A 17565-nucleotide genomic window follows, 5' to 3' on the forward strand; every position below is an offset into this window, starting at 1 on the left:
AAGCGAAGGGGAGAGCGGATGTCGGCCGACCTGGCGGGTTTCCTCGGTGTCGTCCTGGTGGCCTACGTGGTCCCCGGCCCGGACTTCCTGGTGGTGATCCGCTCGGCCGCCGAGCACCCCGCCAAGGGACGGGCCGCGGCACTGGGCGCCCAGACCGGGCTGTGCGTGCACATGCTCGCCGCCGCCGCGGGGCTGTCGCTGATCGCCGCCCGCTCTCCCGTGGTCTACGACGCCATCAAGCTGCTCGGCGCGGCCTACCTGGTCTACCTCGGGATCCGGGCGGTTCTGGCCGCCCGGCGCAGCGCCCGCGAGCGCCGCGCCGAGGCAGCGGTGACAGACGGCCCGGAGGGGCTTACCGCCCCGCGGACCCCGGCCCCGGACGAGCCGGCCCGCGCCCGGTGGCGGTCCGGCTTCACCGAGGGCTTCCTCACCAACGTGCTCAACCCCAAGGCGGCGCTCTTCTTCCTCAGCATCCTGCCGCAGTTCGTGCACGGCGGCGGTTCGACCGCGCGGCACATCTTCTTCCTCGGCATCCTCGACGTCCTCATCGGCGTCGTCTACTGGTTCGCCCTCGTCGCCGTCGCCGCACGGCTGCGGGCGTTCCTCGCCCGCCCGACGATCCGCCACCGCTGGGAGCTGACGACCGGCTGGCTGTTCATCGCCATCGGCATCGGCGTCGCCGCGGCTTCATGAGGCGGGGGTGTCGGTGCCTCACGCTGCTTCGTCTGCGGTTGTTTCGGCACTCGGCGCGTCCCCGCCAGGTTTGGCGGCATGGGTGTGGTTCCTCCTGTGCGGCGCGGCGCCCTCGTGATGTCAGGCGGCGCGCTTCACGTGGCGGACCAGCCACATCAGCAGGGCGTCCAGGTCGGCGGCGGCCGAGAGGACCCGGTCGACCGCCTCCGGGGTGTGCAGCCACTCCTCGCAGCCGAGGGAACGGGCGGCTATCAGCGAACGGTGGCGGAGCAGGTTCGTACGGGTGTGGTTCGTCGGATAGCCGCGTGGCGGGCGTTTCATCAGGTCCCCAGAGATGTCGTAGCCCTTCTTCCGCACGTCCTCGACGATGGCGGCCAGTTCGCGGCCGCTCCCCTCGGAGGCCACGGCTTTGCGGAACATGTCCACCTGGCCGGGATCGGGGTACCACCAGGCACCCTGGACCCGCAGGCCGTCCAGGGAGAACCGGAGACCGATCTCGATCTTGCGGCCGAGCCGGATCACCGCGCTCTGGTGCTGCCACCACCAGGAGTCGGTGCGGTAGTGCCAGACGGAGAAGTCCTCGTATCGGGGGTCGGTGTCCGCGACCTCGTTGAGCAGGGCGATCATCGGCTGCCGGACCAGGCGTTCGCGATCCGCGCGACAGCGCTCGCGGGTCGCGTGGGTCGGTTCGCCCTGGAGCTGCCACAACACGTCCATGGCCTGCTCCGGCCAGCCGGTGAACTGTCCGCGCATGCCGGCAGGTTAGCTCACCCATGGTCCGCGCGTGGAGAGTGAGACGGGTAGGGAGCCGTGATCCCGCACAAGGTGGGAGGTGCTGTGGCGGGGCTCGTCGGCCAGTTGAGAGTGCAGTCGATGTGAAGCGGGCGGTGAGATTGTGCAGCCGGACTCGAGATCCGTCGGCCACCGCCGCGCCCGCGCGGTTCGACAGGCGACCGAGGCCGCCTGCCCCGGCTCGACCACGAGGCGACCGCCCGCGTCGAGAACAACCGCCCCGTACGCACCCGCACCGGCTGCGCCGCCCCGCCGACTGGAACGGCTCAGGTTCTGCTCCGAGGAGGGCCTGCCGTCGGCCGCCGTCCGTACCGGGACGCGGGTCGCTTTCGTGGGGTGGTGCTGGCACCGCCCGCCCGGCTCCCGAAGTCCGGCCGGTCGCTGGGGAAGCTCATCGCACCCTGCACCATCGACCGCCGCTTGTCCGGCGCCGTCGTCACCGCCCGCCACCATGGCGCCGAGCAGACGCTGCGCGCTCGGAGTAATCGGCTTCGAACGGCCGCGCGACCGTCCGTCGACCGGCGCCACCGTGGTGACCACCGCGGTGACGACCGGCGTCACGGCGGTGACTACCGCGAAGGACACCCCGACTGGTCTCAGGCGGAGGTCGATGACGCCGGCCCATGAGCCGGACGTGTCCGGGGTGGGTCGCCTTGTGCGGGGCGGCCCACCCTCCTTAGACGCCATTTCACTTGGTAAGCCGGCGATGGCATATGAGGGTCGCGGCGACGGCGGTGAAAGCGAGGAAGTGTTCCGGCGTGCGCTCGTAACGGCGGTGGAGGCGTCGGCAGCCGGACAGCCAGGACACGGTCCGCTCCACGACCCAGCGGTGTCGGTCCAGGCGTTGGGACGACTCGACACCTTTACGGGCGAGATGGTGCCGGATGCCGCGGGAAGCGAGCCATTGCCGCAGGTAGCGGTAGTCGTAGCCCTTGTCGCCATGCAGCTTGCCGGGTCGTCGACGTCGCGGGCCGCGACGGGAGCGGATGGGCGGAATGCCGCGGACAAGGGGGATGAGAGCCTGGCTGTCGTGGAGGTTGGCGGCGGAGATGCCGACCGACAGGGGCAGGCCCTGGCGGTCCACGATGAGGTGGATTTTCGATCCGGCTTTGCCACGGTCGGTCGGATTCGGTCCCGTCAGCCGCCCCCTTTGAGTGCCCGGACGCTGACGGAGTCGATCGCGCACCGCGGCCAGTCAAGCTCGCCCCGGGCGCCGAGTTCGTCCAGGACCAGGCGGTGGAGCTTGGCCCAGACCCTGGCCTCGGTCCACTCGGTGAACCGCCGGAAGGCGGTCACCCCGGACAGACCGAAGCCCGGCGGGAGTTGATTCCAGGTGCAGCCCGACGTGGCCACGAAAACGATCGCGGCCAGCACCTCACGGTCCCCTCGCCGGCGATGCCCTCCACCCTGCGGGCGAACCGGTGCCGGCGGCACCACCCGCTGGAACAACGTCCACAGACCGCTGATCAGGGGCATGACCGCTCACCGAGCTCGTCGGAGTGAAGCAGGCCTTCGTAACGTGGATGCCGGCACGCTGGTGCCGGGAGATGAGGCCGGGAAGGAATCTGCTGGGGAGGGGTGCGTGGACGGCGAGGACAAGATCGATGTCTACCTCGGTCTGGACGTCGGCAACGGTGAGCATCACGGCACCGCCCTGACTCCGCCGGGCAAGAAATTGCTCGACAAGCCGCTGCCCAACAGTGAACCGCGATTGCGTGAGCTGTTCGAGAAACTGCAGGCCAGGCATGGAACGGTGCTGGTCGTGGTGGACCAGCCAGCCTCGATTGGGGCCCTGCCGCTGGCTGTTGACCGCGACGTCGGCTGCCATGTCGCCTATCTGCCAGGGCTGACCATGCGGCGGATCGCCGACCTATATCCCGGTGAGGCCAAGACCGACGCCCGCGACGCGGCCATCATCGCCGATGCCGCCCGCACCATGCTCCTCGCCGCCAGGATCGAACAACTGCTGGAGGCATACCCTCTTTCACGGGTCCTGACCTCCATGCCCGGCGTCGGGGTCACGACCGCAGCTCGCATCCTCATCGACGTCGGTGATGGCAGCGGCTTCGCCATCGCAGGCCACCTGGCCGCCTACGCCGGACTCGCACCCGCCACCCGCCGATCCGGCCCCTCTCTCCGCGGCGAGCGCCCGGCCCGGCGTGGCAACAAGCAGCTCAAGCGAGCCTTTTACCTTGCCGCGTTCGCCTCTCTCTCCCAGCCGCACTCACGCGCCTACTACGACAAGAAACGCCGCGAAGGAAAGCACCACGTCGCGGCTCTCGTCTGCCTCGCCCGCCGTGGCATCGACGTCCTCTTCGCCATGCTCCGCGACGGCACCTTCTACGAACCACCCAAGATCGCTACCGCTTGACGAAAGCCATAGGGGCACTTTTTCGCACGGATGTGGGAGGCGTCCACGCATGCCCGGGACCAGTCCAGCTCGTCGGCTGCGTTCAGCTCGGCGAGCAGGAGACGGTGCAACTGGTCGAAGACACCGGCCCTGTGCCAGCGGCCCAGTCGGCGCCAGTAGGTCTGTCCGGAGCCGAACCCCAGCTCCGACGGCAGCAGTTGCCAGCTGATGTCGTTGTAGAGCACGTACAGGATGCCCTGCAGACATAGCCGGTCGTCCACTGGCTTCGGGCCGGGCGCCTTCTCCGGCCAAGGTGACAGCGGAGGCTCGATCAGCGCCCACAAGTCGTCGTCCACGAACACGGCCGGTTCCCCACACGTCGCGAACGGCGGAACCGTAGTACTGGTCACTGCTGGCCAGCACACATCCACAAGATCGTGTTACGAGCTCTAAGATGCGACTGAATTGCTGCGGTGCGATTCTGGTGGTACGGAACGGTCAATGCCCCGGTCGGCCACTGCGGTGCTTCTCGGGCCGGGCACCAATATGCGGGAGGTCCGGCAATGAAGCTAAGACTTGCCATAGCGACTGCGATTCTGATAATCCCTGTTCCGTTCGTGAGCATGACGGAGCCTGCGGCGGCGGCCAATACTCACGTTGTCGTTTTGACTGGCCACATGAAGGTGATCGACTCGCCGGGACTTTTCACGGGAAAGAGGGTCGGCGAGTTCAACTTCGAGAAGAGAGCCACTCTTACGCACGATAGGACAAGAGCGACCCTTTCCACCGGGGCTTGCGTACGGGATAGTTTTGGCCTTCTGACGGTCCAACTGGAGCTCACTCGCTTTGAGTACGTCGCGGTTACGCCGACGATCCGCCTCTATGAAGGATCGACATGCTTGAGCGACGACCTCGACGGTGAAAAGTCAGCCATCACGCAGGGTGTCACTGTAGGTGAATCTAAATCGTGGAACCTCGAAGTAGTGAATAGCGAGTTCAATTCGCTGGACTATGCTGGCGCGAAGTTCTTCGTGCGAAATACCGTCGGCGCTGACGTCGGACGCCCGAGGGAGCCGTCCAACGTGGTTGCGACCAGGGACCCCGGCAATAATCGAACCGTCGTCGTTCAGTGGGTTGACAATGCCACTAATGAAAGCGGGTACGAAATCCGCAACACCACGCTCAATAACACGACATTGCCCATGGATGCGGATCGTACGACATTCACTTGGCCTAACCTCGACCCAAGCGTCAGGCATTGCTTCCAGATCCGGGCGGTCAACGCCCAGGGTCCGTCAGCCTGGACGCCCGTAAGCCCCAGAGGTGAGTGCGCCTAACGAGCTCGTGCACGGTAGGCGGTGAGGCGTCGGTTTCCTGATCGTCGATCATGGTTGTGTGATGGGGAAGGCGTCTCGCGCAGCGATCGTAAGCAACCGGAGAATCACGGGTCTCTCGGCCGATGTGATCGCTGAACTGGTGGCTGAGTTGGGCCCGTTGTGGCATGAACGGCATCAGGACAAGCTTGCGTCCCGGCCGCGGAAGCGGGCGGTGGGCGCCGGCGCGAAGCACCGGCTCGTGTTCGTCGACCGGCTCCTGGCCGCCCTCGTGCACCTCCGGCACGGGGCCACGCACGACGTGCTGGCCTGCTGGTTCGACGTGGACCGCTCCATCATCACCCGCGCCATCGGCGAGGTACGGCCGCTGCTCGCCGAGCGAGGACGCACCGTGAGCCCCGGCGTGCGGCTACGGACTCTGACCGAGGTCGTCGATCATCTCGGTGCCAGCGGGAAGACCGGGATCATCGACGGCACCGAGATCCGGGTCCGGCGGCCGGCTGCCGGACGCAAGGACCGGGACAAGTTCATCTCCGGCAAGAGCAAGCAGAACGCCGTCAAGACCATGGTGCTCACCGACGCGGATGGCCGGATGCTGTTCTGCAGCCCGACCAGGCCCGGAAGCTGCGCGGACCCCACTCACGCCCGCCAGTTAGGGCTGGTCGGTCTCCTGGCCAACGGTCCCGCCATGGAGATCCTCGCCGATGCCGGCTACCAGGGCCTGGGTGCGCAGACCGGCGGCCGGGTGATCACACCACCGCACCGCAAGTTCAAGCAGAACGCTCCGGACTGGTACGAGGAAATGCACGAGCGACAGCGCAAAGCGCACTCCTCGCGACGTATCCGGGTCGAGCACGGCATCGCGCACCTGACTAGGTGTTTTTGAACCTGGTGACCCGGCATCCGGGCCGTTTGGAGCACATAGAACTCGGTGTCCTCCGGGTATGGCGCTGTGCCAAAATCCAGCGCATGGCTGTGCGATACCCGTCCCCCCTGCGTCCCGGTGACCGTGTTGGTGTTACCTCTCCATCGAGCGGGGTCGCGAAGGAATTGCGTGAGCGGCTCAATGTCGCCGTTCGTGACGTCCAGGACCGCGGGTACGAGGTCGTCATCGGCCGGTGCATGGACGGCTCCGGGCACGTCAGTGCTTCGGCCCCTGACCGCGCGAGCGAACTGATGTCGATGCTGACCGACTCCACCATCAAGGCCATCGTGCCGCCGTGGGGCGGAGAGACCGCGATTGACCTGCTACCGCTGCTCGACTGGGACAGGCTGCGGGAGGCAGAGCCCACCTGGCTCGTCGGATTCTCCGACATGTCGACCCTGATCACGCCGATGACTCTGCTCACTGGGACGGCGACAGTCCATGGCAACAACCTCATGGACACGCCCTACCGAGTGCCCGAAGGACTGCGATCGTGGCTCGACATCGTCGCAGCGCCCCGGGGGCACCAGTTCACCCAGACCCCGCCCGGTCGCCATCGGGCCACCGGCTTTGACGACTTCGCCGCCTTCCCCGACATACGCGAGTACACGCTCGACTCCGTGGGCGCCTGGACCCGGCTCGACGGGATCGGTGACGTGGAGGCCGAGGGAAGGCTGATCGGCGGCTGCATCGAAACTCTGTGCAATCTCGCAGGGACGGCCTACCTCGACGTCTCGGCCTTCGCTCGCAACGAGTCACCGGATGGGCTCCTCGTGTATGTGGAGGCAGCCGGCGACGATGCTTTCACCATCTGCCGGAACCTCCATGGCATGAGGCTCGCTGGGTTCTTCGATCGGGCGAACGCGGTTCTCGTTGGCCGGACCAGCGCACCCGACAACCGTTCCCTCAGCCAGCACGAGGCCGTCCTCGACGCACTTGGTTCTCTCAACGTGCCGATCATCGCCGACATCGAGTGCGGCCACGTGCCGCCCTACATGCCGATCGTCAACGGAGGGTACGGCCGTATCGTTCACACACCGAGCCGGAGCGAATTGACGCAAACCTTGGACTGACGCATCAGACCGGCCGCCCAGCTCTGACAGAGGTGGGTCGGGTCAGCAGGACGGCTCCCCGCTTCCGGTGCGCTTTTTCGTCCAGCCGGTGCGGGGGCTTTTGCGGGTCAGGCCGCCGGGTCATCATGGTGATGAGTGCCCAGTTCAGGTGTGCTTCGGAGTGCTGGGGCAGGCGTTCGTAGTCGCGTGTGTTGCGGCGGGCGTTCATGCACCAGCCGATCGTGCGCTCGACTTTCCAGCGGCGGGGCAACACGACGAAGCCCTTGACCCCTTTGGGCCGGGAGACGATGCGCAGGGTAAGCCAGAGGCGGTCGCGCGCCCAGTCCACGAGGTCGCCGGCATAGCCGCGGTCGGCCCAGACCTGGGTGATCTGCGGTTGGGTGAGGCGCAGGCGCCAGAACACGTCGCGGGCGGCGTCGCGGTCCTGGACGTCGGCGGGCGTCACCGTGATCATCACCGGCAGGCCGAGCGTGTCCACGGTGATATGTCGCTTGCGGCCGTTGATCTTCTTCGCGGCGTCGTAGCCCCGGCTGTTCCGGCCGACGGTGGAGGCACCCTTGACTGACTGGGAGTCCACGATCAGCGTCACCGGGTGGGGGCAGCGGCCCTTTCCCGTACGGATCCTGCGGCGGAGCTGGTCACGGATGTGGGTGACCACCCCGGCCCGGTTCCACCGCCAGAAGAATCCGTAAACCGTCTCCCACGGAGGGAAATCCGCAGGCAGGGCCCTCCACTTCGCGCCGTTGTCGACGATGTAGCGGATGCCGTCGACGATCTCCCGCCGCGGCCACTTCTCCGGATGACCGCCGGTCCTGGTCTGGCAGGCCGGGATGGGCAGCAGGGGTTCCAGCAGTGCCCATTCGGCGACGGAGGTGTCGGATGGGTAGCGGCGGCGACGGGAGGCAGCGGGCATGGCGGGCTCGGCAGGGTGATCGGTAATGGACGTGTGCTATTTGGCGAGCTGGGCGAGGGTGGCGCGGACGCCGGTGAGCTGGGCGGTGGCGAGCTGGGCCCATTCGTCGTCGGGGTAGCGGGCCAGGTGCGGATCGAGCGTGCCCGTGATCACCCGGGTCAGACGGCCGAGGATCTGCCGGAACTGCCGCTTGTCGTACTCGATCCAGTCCGCCGGGTCGTCGGAGAACATGAACCCGTCCCGCCGGGTCCAGGTGATCGGCGTCAGGTTCTCCGCGGCCACGACGTCCCGGACGTGCCGAATACCGCGGCCGACCTGCGAGCGCGTCAGACGGGTGGCGGCCATGAGCTGGTAGGTGTGCAGGCCGGCGGGGCGTGCTTCCATCAGGGCGACGCGGACCAGGTCGCCGTAGTGCTCGGCCAGCGGCCGGGCCTCCCGGCGTCGCGGCATGGCCTACTCACCTTTGAGCAGCTGGACCAGCTGCTCGTCCAGCGTGAACTCGCCGTTGTCGAGCGCCCCTTCGAGCCAGTCCGCTGCCGCGCGGACCCGGCCGATCTGACGGCGCACGGTCTCGCGCTCGTCGTCGGTGAACTCCTGTCCGCGCAGCTGCGGGACCAGGCGGCCGAGCGTGGCCACGAAGCCGTGGCAGGAGCCGACCAGGTCGAGGTACTCGATGGTGTGCTCGATCGCGCGGACGGCCGGGGTGCGTTCCCGGATCCGGTCCCGGGTCTCGGCGGAGTTGTCGAACTGGGCGCGGTTGACGAGCATCCGGGTGGTGTCGTCCCGCATCGTCTTGCGGGCCACGGCCGGGCGGCGCAGCAGGTCGGTGGTCACCTGCTGGGCGACGGTGTCGTCCCTGGTCAGCTCCGTGACGACCCGAACCTTTTCGGCCGGGGTGACGTGCTCGGTGACCGCTGGCCGCTTCAGCAGGTCGGTGGCGACCTGGGCTGCGACCTCGTCGTCCCGGGTCAGGTCGGCCACGGCCTGGACCTTCTCGTCCACCGTGACCGGCCGGTCGACCCGCTGGCCGACGACCCGTTTCGCGCCGTCCGGCGTCCACTGCCGAGCCCCGGTGCGCGGGTTGAACGGCGCGTCCTCGATCGCCGCCCACCGCTCGTCCTCGTCCGCGACCGACGCGAGGATGCGGTGAACGGTAAACGAGACGCCCTCCTTGCGGCGCCCCTCGGGCCACCGGTTGGCGGTGTATCGCCAGTCCTCCACCGTTCGGCGCTCGACGCCGATGTCGTCCGCGAACAGCTGCAACGACTCCGTCACGGTGAACAGGTCGTCCGTGCCGTTCGGCATCGACCCGCCCACCGACCTCATCGGCTCGATCTCCAACGCCATGTCGCCCAAAGCGAACTGCGCCCTCGCGACCTGCGCGATCAGTTCCTTCGCCTGAGTGACGAGCTGTTCGTAACGCTGCCGGGTGACGTTCCCGATCCGGTCGGCCACGTCGGTCATGAAGACCACCGCCCTCGCCCGGGTCCGGCCCGATCACCACGACGTGACCGGTCAAAGGGGGCGCCGGCCCCGGTCACCATCCACCGTGACGCGCGCGCGACACGCCGGGGCAGAGCGCGAGCCAGGGGCGCTCGAAGCGCTCGGCAATCACCCCCAACTACCTTGCAAAACCTGGGTGTTCAAGGTGTTCGCGAGGCGTTCGGCTACGACGTTTCCGTAACGCCGTTCCGCGACGCCCGCCGCTGACGGCAGGCCCGTACCCGGCAACGGTCCGAGCAGTACACCGCCGCCTTCGACCGCTCCACCCCTACCGTCCACGACCTGCCACAAACCGGGCACTCCGCCTGCTCTCCCCGCTGCATCGCAGCCACCCGCTGCCGGGTCCGCTCAAGCCTCCGCCACCGCCGTGACCTGCACCGACCCGAGCAGAACACCGCCTCCGCCGCCATCGTCTGCGGCAGCGGATCACCACACTCCCGGCAATACCGCCGAGCCGTCCCGCCAGCCCCCACAACTCAGATCATCCAGGCCCACGCACCTCACGGCCAGGGATCAAAAACACCTACTGAAGAACTGGCGGGCCCTGGCTCGCCATCTCGGCCGCCGCGAGCACATGAGTGACATCGTCCAAGCCGTCGCCGGCCTGCTGTCCCTCCAGCAGACCGCGGACCTGACGTCGGCACGGCAGATGTGAACACCGAGCCCCGCTGCCACCCTCGACGCCTCACCGCCTACCGTGACGCAGGGGACGGCCGTGGGGTCTGCCGCTGGAGGACCGCGTGCTGCTCGTCATCGCGTACTGGCGGACCAACATGGCACTGCGACAGCTCGCGCTGCTGTTCGGGATACCGAAGTCGGCCGCCGACCGCATCATCGACCACCTCGGGCCCGTCCCACCGCAACGTCCGCGCCCGCGTCGAGCATGCCTTCGCACGCATGAAGACGTGAAAGATCCTCCGCGACTGCCGTGGCCGGGTTGCCCCCACCGCGCGGCTGCATCCGGGCGTCGGCCCGTCTCCGTCGGCTGTCTCGCGCCGGGCCGCGGCGGCCTGTCGCCGTCACCCCGAGTGCCGCCCGTACTGTCGGTCACCGGCTGCTACTGGCTGCCACGGGCCGCCACGTCGCCCGTCGTCGGCTGTCGGCCGTGAGCCGTCGGGCCACCGGCTACCGGGCCGGGCGCCCGGCGGCCATGCGGTGCTGTGCCCCGAGGCCGCCCGTCGCCGTTAGATCCTCTGACACCTGGGAACGCCGCGTGGGCGGGGCCGCCGGCTGCGGTCCCACCCACGCGGTTCTGTCCCGGGTGACTCCCGGGGGGGGGTGACGTCAGCGCAGGCCGAAGGCCCGGGTGATCGTCTGCGAGACGGTGTTGCCCGCGCTGTCCCGGGCGCCGACCCGGAGGGTGACGAAGTCGGCGGACCGCGGCGCGCGCAGGTTCGTCCGCCATCCTTCGTCGCGCCGGCTCAGGTCGGTCCGCTGCCAGGTCGCACCGTCGTCGTACGACACCTCGACGGTCGGTTTCCCGATGGTGGTGGTGGTGCCTGGCAGGTGCGAGGCGGTCACCGTCAGGCCGGCGTGCCGGTCGGCACGGCCGGACTTGTCGGTGTCCACGCCGTAGTCGAGCTGGATGAGCGGCAGGGACACCGCCGCATCGCTGCCGGTGACCGCGGAGGTGAAGTCCCACTCGGTGAGCGTGTGCGTCGAGTACGGGTTGGCCCAGGTGCCGCGGTCGTTGTCGAGGACCAGCCGGTAGGGCAGGCGCTCGGCGCCGAGGCCGGGAACCCGAAGGTACTCGGCGTTGCCCCAGTCGAGCTGCTGGTCGCCCTGGTAGAGCGACATCCAGTCCTTGACGTCGAAGTTCGCGCCGGCCTCGCCGACGTGGCCGGACCCCGAATCACCCCAGCCGGGCGCGGTGATGTACATGGTGTCGAGGTAGCGCACCGGCTGGTAGTTGATCGGCCCCATGCGGGGCCGCTGGATCGGCCCGAACCAGCTGACCTTGCCGGTCTTGCGCGCCGGGTAGGTCAGCGGCTCCATCGAGTGCTGCCCGGTCTCGCCCTGGATGAAGGCGTCGTCCAGCCACGTGGTGCCGGCGGTGACCCAGTCGGTGCGCTCGCCCTGGGCGGGCGCGGTGAGCTGGTTGCCGACGGCCCAGCCGCGCCAGACGTCCGGGCGGAACTCCATCGCCTTGCCCTGCCGGTAGTTCCGGAAGGAGACGTCCACCCGGCCGAGGTCCTGGGACTCCTCACGCCAGGTCGGGTCCGCCGGAACGGCACCCGTCCAGTGGTGCACGACGTCGTAGACGTAGTCGGTCGTGGGGTGCGAGGTGACCTTCAGCGAGACCGTGCCGTGCCGGAGTCGGCCGAGCAGGTCGGCGCCCTGGTCGGCGTTGAGCGTCGCCACCGTCACCGGGGCCGGGCTCTCCGGGCTCCAGGGGTTCTCGTCCCAGGGCTCCATGCGACCGACGCCGTCGTTGACGACCAGCAGCAGCCGCGCGCCGGCGGCCGCGGCGACCTCCGCCTGGGCCTTGATCCCTGCCGTGCCGGCGCCGCGCACCACGACGGCCTTGCCGCGCACGTTCTGCCGCGCGAGCTCCTCGGCCGTGCCGTCACCGGCGAAGACCGCCGTCAGGGTCCGGGTACCGGCGGGCAGCGGCGTGGCAGCGCGCTTGACCAGCGGGTCGTTGAAGGTCGTCGACTTCGTGCTCACAGTCAGCGCAGGCTGTTCGAGGCGGAAGCGGGCGCCGGTCTCGAACTCGCCGTCGGTGACCTTCTTGTCGGTCGGGAGCGCCCAGATGCTGTCGTACGACGAGTCCGGCAGCATCGACGTCTCCACCAGGCTGTCGGTGAAGGACCGGTGGGCATCCAGGCGCGGCGCGACGGCGGTGGTCTGCTGCGGCACGCGCGCCAGGATCCGGCGTGCCTTGCGGCCGTCCAGGGTGACGGTACGGTCCTGGTCCAGCTTCACGTCGTTGAAGGCGAGCAGCACCATGCCGCGTGAGTGCGGGCCTTCGGCGCCCTGCACGTCACCGGTGAGCCAGCCGCTGTAGCTGCCGACGGGCAGCCGCGCCGTGCCGGTGCCGGACGCGTCGAGGTCCATCACCGTGAAGAGGTGCTCGGCGGTCAGGACGACCCGGCCCTCCAGCGGCTTGCCCGAACGGTCCTTGGCGACCACGGTCAGATTCTGCCGCTGGCCCTCGCGGGCCGCGCCGATCAGGGTCCGGGCGCGGACCGTCCCGGCGCCGTCCGTACCGGTGATCATGGCGCTGACCGACTGGTCGCCCGCCAGCTTGTCCAGGGCCGCGGTCAGCGTGACCGCGGCGGTGCCGTGCGCGGGCACGGTGACATGGTCCTCAGAGAGGCTGAACAACCCGGCTGGGACGGTGCCGTCGACCGCCAGGTTGAGCCTGGCCTGGGCGTCGCCGACGTTGGTGTACGTCACCGTCTGGACGTCAGTCTCTCCGGGCTTCGGGGGCCACGTGTGGAAGCCGGAGTAGGCGGTCGTGGTGGCGAAGACCGTGGTGTGCACGGCCGCCAGCGCGTCGAGCCGGCCGGCGCCCGCCTGGTACGGGGTGTACGCCGTGGTTGCCTTGGCGCTGCTGACCAGCGCCTTCTTGAGCTGGGTGCCCGTCCAGTCGGGGTGCTCGGAGGCGAGGAGCGCGGCGGCACCGGCGACGTGCGGTGTCGCCATCGACGTGCCGCTCATCGTGGTGTAGTAGCCGGAGCCGCGCTTGTAGTGCGAGCGCGCCGCGACGATGTCGACGCCGGGCGCGGTGATCTCCGGCTTCAGCCCGCCGTCGCCGTCACGCGGGCCCTGGCTGGAGAAGTCGGCGAGCGTGTCGGTGGAGTCGACGGCGCCGACGGTCAGCGCGGAGTCCGCGGCACCGGGGCTGCTGATGGAGTGCGGGCCGCCGTTGCCCGCCGCGATCACGAACAACGCGCCCGTGTCGTGGCTGAGTTCGTCGACGGCCTGGCTCATCGGGTCAGTCTTGTCACCGCCGCCGCCCAGACTCATGCTGATGATCCTGGCCTTCTGGTCACGGGCGGCCCACTCCATGCCCGCGATGATCCAGGATTCCTGACCGCTGCCCTCGGAGTTGAGCACCTTGCCGACGGCCAGCCGGGCGCCGGAGGCGACACCCCGCTCCTTGCCGCCGGAGGCACTGCCCGTGCCGACGATGGTCGAGGCGACGTGCGTGCCGTGGCCGTTGTAGTCGGCGATGTCGTCCTCGCCGGGGACGAAGCTGGCGCTGTCGGACACCTGCCCGACCAGGTCCGGGTGTTCGGTGTCCGCGCCGCTGTCGAGCATCGCGACCTTCACGCCCTGGCCGGTGTCGCCCTCCGCCCATACCTTCTGCGCGCCGATCTGGGCCGTGGAGTCGGCCAGGTCGGCCTTTACCTTACCGTCGAGCCACACGTTGGCGACGCCGCCCGCGAAGGACGGCTTCGCGGACCGGGCCGCCGCGCCGGAACCCCCGGTGAGCGAGGACCAGAACTCCGGTGCCTGCTTGTGGTTCTGGGCGAGGGCCGCACCCTGGATGCTGTCCAGGCGGCGGACGTCGGTCGAGCCGGCCATCTTCGTCCGGGTGCGGGCCTTGGCGGCAGCTCCGGTGTAGCGCACGATCAGCGGCAGCCGGGAGCTGTGCGCGTCGTCATAGCCCTCGGTGATGAGCCGCGTCACGTTGAAGAGCTGCTTGTCGAGTCTGCCGGCGCTCACGTACGGCAGGGCGGCGTCGGGGTAGACATAGGTGGCGCCGTCCACGACAACGCGGTGGAAGCCGGTGGTGGCTCCGCTCGCGGCCTGGAAGGAGCGCACGACGGTGCCGTCGGCGGCGGTCCCGATGGTGACCTTGTCACCCGTGATCAGGGTGACGGTGTGCGTGCCGGCACCGCCGGGGGTTTGGTGTCCGGCGTCCTTGTGCGACACCTCGCCGGCGGCGTACGCGGACACAGCGGCAGTCGCCGGTATGACGCCGAGTGTGAGCGCGGCCGCCACGGCGAGGGCGATCGGCCCGGGCCGGGGGATGGGAACCTTGGGCAAAGAAGACTCCTGAGACGCGGCGAAGAGCGAAAGATCACTGGATCCTGTGGCCTCCCCCGCCGTCGTTCAAGGGGTCGCACATGTCGCTCTTGCGCCGTGGCACAGTTGCGCCGCGAGCAGGCGGCGTCGTCGGCCACCGCGCGTCCGGGGGACGGCGGCGGACCGCCCCATGAATTCGGGGTGAGGGACGGAGCAACGGGCCTGTGGGGCATCCCAGGTCGGCGGCTTGGCGCCTGCCCTCCGCCGGGGCGGACGCCAGGTGCGGCGGGCCCGCGCTCTCACGTCATCGACGGGTGATGGGCCTTCCCACGGGGGCCGACAGCCCCACGTGGTCGTGGCGTCGCGCTTTGCCGTCAAGCTTCGAGGTCTCGGACGGCCTCCGCACGTTCGCACAGGGGTGCCGTCGTCTGGTTGCCGGGCCCGGCACCGTCGGGGGGTTCGCGCAATTCCGCACAGCATCGACCCGGGCAGGGAGCGGGTATCTGTCGAATCCGTGTCGAAGTCCGCTTACCGGGGCGCCCAGTTGCGGAATCGGCGCAGGTGTTCAACCTGTGGACGACGCTCTACTCGCAACGCGCCTTCTCACAGCAGCTAGGTTCTGTCTCTTAGGTCAGCGTCGGGTCCAGATGAGGATGCCGGCGAGGTGGAGGGCGGTCTGGTAGGCGATGGCGAGTTTGTCGGTTCGTGTGGCCAGGCCGCGCCACTGCTTGAGCCGGTTGATGCACCGCTCGACGGTGTTCCGCTGCTTGTAGACCTCGCGGTCACAGCCGGGTGGGCGGCCGCCTTGTCGGCCCCGTCGCAGGCGGTGGCCGATCTGGTCGGAAGGCTGCGGGATCACCGCCCGGATTCCCCGGTGCCGAAGGTGGCTGCGGATGGCGCGGGAGGAGTAGGCCCGGTCGGCACCCGCCCCGTCGGCTGCCCGCACACAGGGCACGGCACCGGATCGTCCCGTGTCCGCGCCGACACCCGGATCACCTTACCCTCGTCCGTCACACCCTCGACGACCAGGGCGGACAGCCCCGAAAACACCACGCCCACAAGCTCGTTGATATCACGCACACCATGCCAACGACGACCGTCACCCGCCGTTACCACCGATTACGGGACAGAGCCGCTCGCTTTACAGACCCCGTCAACGTCCTGTGGCTCATGGCCCGTGACGGTACGTGTTACCAAGCCGCACCGTCTGTCACGGCAGCGGCTTGACAACAGCATTGGGAAACCTTTCAGTGTTGGTTGAGTGCAGCCCTTGGCTTCGTCGCAAACTCTTGTCGCTGGTGAGAGGGTAGCCATTCGGGTTCCGCAGACGTGCCGTACAAGTTGTCGTGCGGGTAGCGAGGGAACAGGTGCTGGTGAAAGTGCCACACGTCCTGACCACCGGAGGGCTCGTTGTGTTGTCGGGTCGAGACGCCGTCGCATCCGTAAACCCGACGCATAGTGCGGGCGAGAAGACGGGTGGCCTCGAAGACTGCGAGTCCCTCGGAGGCTGGAAGGTCGTAGAGGTTCTCGTGGTGAGCGATGGGGATGATCAGCAAGTGCCCCGGGTTGTTCGGCCACCAGCGAGGCGAGACGAGCGCGAAGACTCGCTCGGTGCGATAGACCACGTCAGGGGCCTGTTCGGCCGACAAGGAGCAGAACGGGCAGTGGTAGTCGACAGGCTGATGGTTATGCACGGGTTGCCTTCCAATCGATGTGGTCCCAGATGACATGCCAATGAACGGCCCTGGCCGCCAACCCCCCTTCAGCAGTGGGGAAATAGCTAGGACTTGAGCCATGCTCAAGACCTGTGGATCGAGCTCGGAAGCACGCGAGTGGCAGGTGACCAGGGTGGCGTCGATGTCCAGGATCAGGCCGGGCAGGTCGCGCCCACCGGCCCGCGAAGCCGGTATCCCTCCCCGGGTTGCGGCTGCTTGGAGCCAGGTGACTTCCCGAGCGGCAGCGCGGGCTGAGCGCAGTGCCGCCAGAGCAATGGGGTTGATGCCGGCCAGTAGCCGCGAGGCGATCGGGTTGGACGCCACCGGGCCGAACACCTCACGCTGGTCGCGCAGCAGAGCCAGATCCGCAATCGCCTCGCCGCCGTCGGCGAGCATGACTACCAGATCGGTCGCGATCCGGCCCGGGTCGTGTCCGGTGCCGCGGGGGCGAAGTCGGCGCAGTGCGTCGGTGAAGGCGCCGGTCAGGCCGGTGGCATCGGCGAGATCGGCCAGCAGGCGGGATCCGGCGTGGTTGACCACCCCGCGACCGTCGCAGGTGACGACGAGCTTGGGGTGTGACCCGGTAGTGTTCACGCAGAAAGTGCCTTCCTGCTGCGATGACAGAGACCTTAGACAAGCCTCATCTTCCCAGCTCAGAAGGCACTTTCGCTTTTCTCATCAAGATCCAGACGCCCTGCCAAGTGAAACGCGCAGGTTAGCTTATAGCTAACAGCTCAGCTGCCGACTGCGTGAAGGTGTCGGCCGCCGACATCGCCTATCTTGTTCGGGCTCAGCCGGTACACCTTCACGGTGCCGATGCTGCCTCGTTCCTCCAGCCAGCCCTCCTCGACAAGTTCGCGTCTGGTCCAGGAAAAGACCGGCGGCTTCATGCCTGCGATCTCGGCCAACTGCGTCGCGCGGGTCATGACCGTGCCGTCAGGGTTCTGTTCGGACGACGCATACAGCATGACCACGATCCGTTGGTTCGGTGTCAGAGCAGGGAGAAGCCGTCGGGCGGCAGGCCGTCGTACAGCTTCTGCACGTGCTTCCCGGAAGTGGTCAGCTGCAGGAAGGACTCCAGCGCGTCCGCTTCGCTTCGGGAGAACTGATCGAAGGGCTTCCACCAGGTCCTGAAGTCGGGCAGAGGTCTCCGGCGCCAGCGCTCCCAGCGTTCCCGTGCGAGCGGCTCGTCCCGCTCCGCAGCGATCAGTAGGAGCAGCCGCGGAGCCAGAGCGCTGATGAAGTCGTCGTCGTGGGCGCTGATGGACCAGGCCGAGGTGAAACCCATGG

At 68.6% G+C, this 17565-nt stretch carries 14 protein-coding genes and 4 pseudogenes; 6 read left to right on the forward strand and 12 right to left on the reverse strand.

All coding sequences use genetic code 11. The features are described 5' to 3' along the window. Positions 1 to 18: 18 nt before the first annotated feature. Entirely contained in the window at positions 19 to 693 is a 675-nt protein-coding gene (locus AB0L21_RS23380; RefSeq protein WP_365786135.1) for a LysE family translocator, read from the forward strand. 120 nt (positions 694 to 813) lie between these two features. Here the strand turns inward: AB0L21_RS23380 and AB0L21_RS23385 are convergent, their stop codons facing one another. Both AB0L21_RS23385 and AB0L21_RS23390 read right to left on the reverse strand, forming a co-directional pair. Further along, positions 814 to 1446: a DUF2461 family protein gene (locus AB0L21_RS23385; RefSeq protein WP_365786137.1), complete on the reverse strand. Its 633-nt coding sequence runs from the start codon at positions 1444 to 1446 to the stop codon at positions 814 to 816. 727 nt (positions 1447 to 2173) lie between these two features. Continuing rightward, a protein-coding gene (locus tag AB0L21_RS23390) for an IS5 family transposase (RefSeq protein ID WP_365786139.1) occupies positions 2174 to 2961 on the reverse strand; the annotation gives its coding sequence in 2 pieces (ribosomal slippage) (positions 2174 to 2625 and positions 2625 to 2961; 789 coding nt in all). A 106-nt stretch (positions 2962 to 3067) separates the two neighbouring features. On the opposite strand from AB0L21_RS23390, the gene AB0L21_RS23395 reads away from it, so the two are divergent. Continuing rightward, complete coding sequence (locus AB0L21_RS23395; RefSeq protein ID WP_365786141.1) at positions 3068 to 3856, forward strand: transposase; 789 nt, start codon at positions 3068 to 3070, stop codon at positions 3854 to 3856. On the opposite strand, the gene AB0L21_RS23400 is transcribed toward AB0L21_RS23395, so the two are convergent. Beyond that, on the reverse strand, positions 3826 to 4197 hold the full coding sequence (locus tag AB0L21_RS23400; RefSeq protein ID WP_365786143.1) for a transposase: 372 nt from the start codon (positions 4195 to 4197) through the stop codon (positions 3826 to 3828). The two genes, AB0L21_RS23395 and AB0L21_RS23400, sit on opposite strands and share 31 nt — an antisense overlap. Positions 4198 to 4398: 201 nt before the next feature. Here AB0L21_RS23400 and AB0L21_RS23405 point away from each other — a divergent pair, with 201 nt between their 5' ends. The 3 genes from AB0L21_RS23405 (at position 4399) to AB0L21_RS23415 (ending at position 7167) form a co-directional block, all read left to right on the forward strand. Next, positions 4399 to 5172 (forward strand): fibronectin type III domain-containing protein, encoded by a 774-nt coding sequence (locus AB0L21_RS23405; RefSeq protein WP_365786145.1) that lies wholly within the window; start codon positions 4399 to 4401, stop codon positions 5170 to 5172. 124 nt (positions 5173 to 5296) lie between these two features. Beyond that, entirely contained in the window at positions 5297 to 6055 is a 759-nt protein-coding gene (locus tag AB0L21_RS23410; protein ID WP_365786147.1) for a transposase family protein, read from the forward strand. Positions 6056 to 6138: 83 nt separating this feature from the next. Next, positions 6139 to 7167 (forward strand): S66 peptidase family protein, encoded by a 1029-nt coding sequence (locus tag AB0L21_RS23415; RefSeq protein WP_365786149.1) that lies wholly within the window; start codon positions 6139 to 6141, stop codon positions 7165 to 7167. Positions 7168 to 7209: 42 nt separating this feature from the next. On the opposite strand, the pseudogene AB0L21_RS23420 reads toward AB0L21_RS23415, so the two are convergent. The 3 genes and pseudogenes from AB0L21_RS23420 to AB0L21_RS23430 all read right to left on the reverse strand — a co-directional run bounded on the left by AB0L21_RS23420 (position 7210) and on the right by AB0L21_RS23430 (position 9544). Next, a pseudogene (locus AB0L21_RS23420) lies at positions 7210 to 8080 on the reverse strand (IS5 family transposase). A gap of 36 nt (positions 8081 to 8116) precedes the next feature. Next, positions 8117 to 8530: a hypothetical protein gene (locus AB0L21_RS23425; protein ID WP_031088252.1), complete on the reverse strand. Its 414-nt coding sequence runs from the start codon at positions 8528 to 8530 to the stop codon at positions 8117 to 8119. A gap of 3 nt (positions 8531 to 8533) precedes the next feature. Continuing rightward, a complete protein-coding gene (locus AB0L21_RS23430) occupies positions 8534 to 9544 on the reverse strand; it encodes a DUF6192 family protein (RefSeq protein WP_365786151.1) in 1011 nt (336 codons plus the stop codon). Between the two features lie 740 nt (positions 9545 to 10284). Between AB0L21_RS23430 and AB0L21_RS23435 the strand changes: the two are divergent. Further along, positions 10285 to 10467, forward strand: a pseudogene (locus tag AB0L21_RS23435) (transposase family protein); the annotation flags it as partial. A 400-nt stretch (positions 10468 to 10867) separates the two neighbouring features. Here AB0L21_RS23435 and AB0L21_RS23440 read toward each other — a convergent pair. The 6 genes and pseudogenes from AB0L21_RS23440 to AB0L21_RS23465 form a co-directional block, all read right to left on the reverse strand. Next, positions 10868 to 14581 carry a S8 family serine peptidase gene (locus tag AB0L21_RS23440; protein ID WP_365786153.1) on the reverse strand — a complete coding sequence of 1238 codons (3714 nt, stop codon included), beginning with the start codon at positions 14579 to 14581 and terminating at the stop codon, positions 10868 to 10870. A 610-nt stretch (positions 14582 to 15191) separates the two neighbouring features. Continuing rightward, positions 15192 to 15482, reverse strand: a pseudogene (locus AB0L21_RS23445) (transposase); the annotation flags it as partial. A gap of 325 nt (positions 15483 to 15807) precedes the next feature. Further along, positions 15808 to 16356, reverse strand: coding sequence for an HIT family protein (locus AB0L21_RS23450; protein ID WP_365786220.1), 549 nt, complete (start codon positions 16354 to 16356; stop codon positions 15808 to 15810). Positions 16357 to 16392: 36 nt separating this feature from the next. Then, positions 16393 to 16899 (reverse strand): annotated as a pseudogene (locus AB0L21_RS23455) (transposase); the annotation flags it as partial. A gap of 110 nt (positions 16900 to 17009) precedes the next feature. Continuing rightward, positions 17010 to 17243 (reverse strand): helix-turn-helix transcriptional regulator, encoded by a 234-nt coding sequence (locus AB0L21_RS23460; protein WP_365786222.1) that lies wholly within the window; start codon positions 17241 to 17243, stop codon positions 17010 to 17012. 23 nt (positions 17244 to 17266) lie between these two features. Continuing rightward, positions 17267 to 17563, reverse strand: coding sequence for a hypothetical protein (locus AB0L21_RS23465; RefSeq protein WP_365786155.1), 297 nt, complete (start codon positions 17561 to 17563; stop codon positions 17267 to 17269). Between the last annotated feature and the right edge of the window lie 2 nt (positions 17564 to 17565).

The organism is Streptomyces sp. NPDC052721 (assembly GCF_040678315.1).
GTDB lineage: Bacteria > Actinomycetota > Actinomycetes > Streptomycetales > Streptomycetaceae > Streptomyces.

Bases quoted from the DNA above. Each gene is read 5' to 3' on its own strand.
- AB0L21_RS23380 (WP_365786135.1), top strand. From the start codon at position 19: ATGTCGGCCGACCTGGCGGGTTTCCTCGGTGTCGTCCTGGTGGCCTAC.
- AB0L21_RS23385 (WP_365786137.1), bottom strand. From the start codon at position 1,446: ATGCGCGGACAGTTCACCGGCTGGCCGGAGCAGGCCATGGACGTGTTG.
- AB0L21_RS23405 (WP_365786145.1), top strand. From the start codon at position 4,399: ATGAAGCTAAGACTTGCCATAGCGACTGCGATTCTGATAATCCCTGTT.
- AB0L21_RS23415 (WP_365786149.1), top strand. From the start codon at position 6,139: ATGGCTGTGCGATACCCGTCCCCCCTGCGTCCCGGTGACCGTGTTGGT.
- AB0L21_RS23425 (WP_031088252.1), bottom strand. From the start codon at position 8,530: ATGCCGCGACGCCGGGAGGCCCGGCCGCTGGCCGAGCACTACGGCGAC.
- AB0L21_RS23430 (WP_365786151.1), bottom strand. From the start codon at position 9,544: ATGACCGACGTGGCCGACCGGATCGGGAACGTCACCCGGCAGCGTTAC.
- AB0L21_RS23450 (WP_365786220.1), bottom strand. From the start codon at position 16,356: ATGGCTCAAGTCCTAGCTATTTCCCCACTGCTGAAGGGGGGTTGGCGG.
- AB0L21_RS23460 (WP_365786222.1), bottom strand. From the start codon at position 17,243: ATGCTGTATGCGTCGTCCGAACAGAACCCTGACGGCACGGTCATGACC.
- AB0L21_RS23465 (WP_365786155.1), bottom strand. From the start codon at position 17,563: ATGGGTTTCACCTCGGCCTGGTCCATCAGCGCCCACGACGACGACTTC.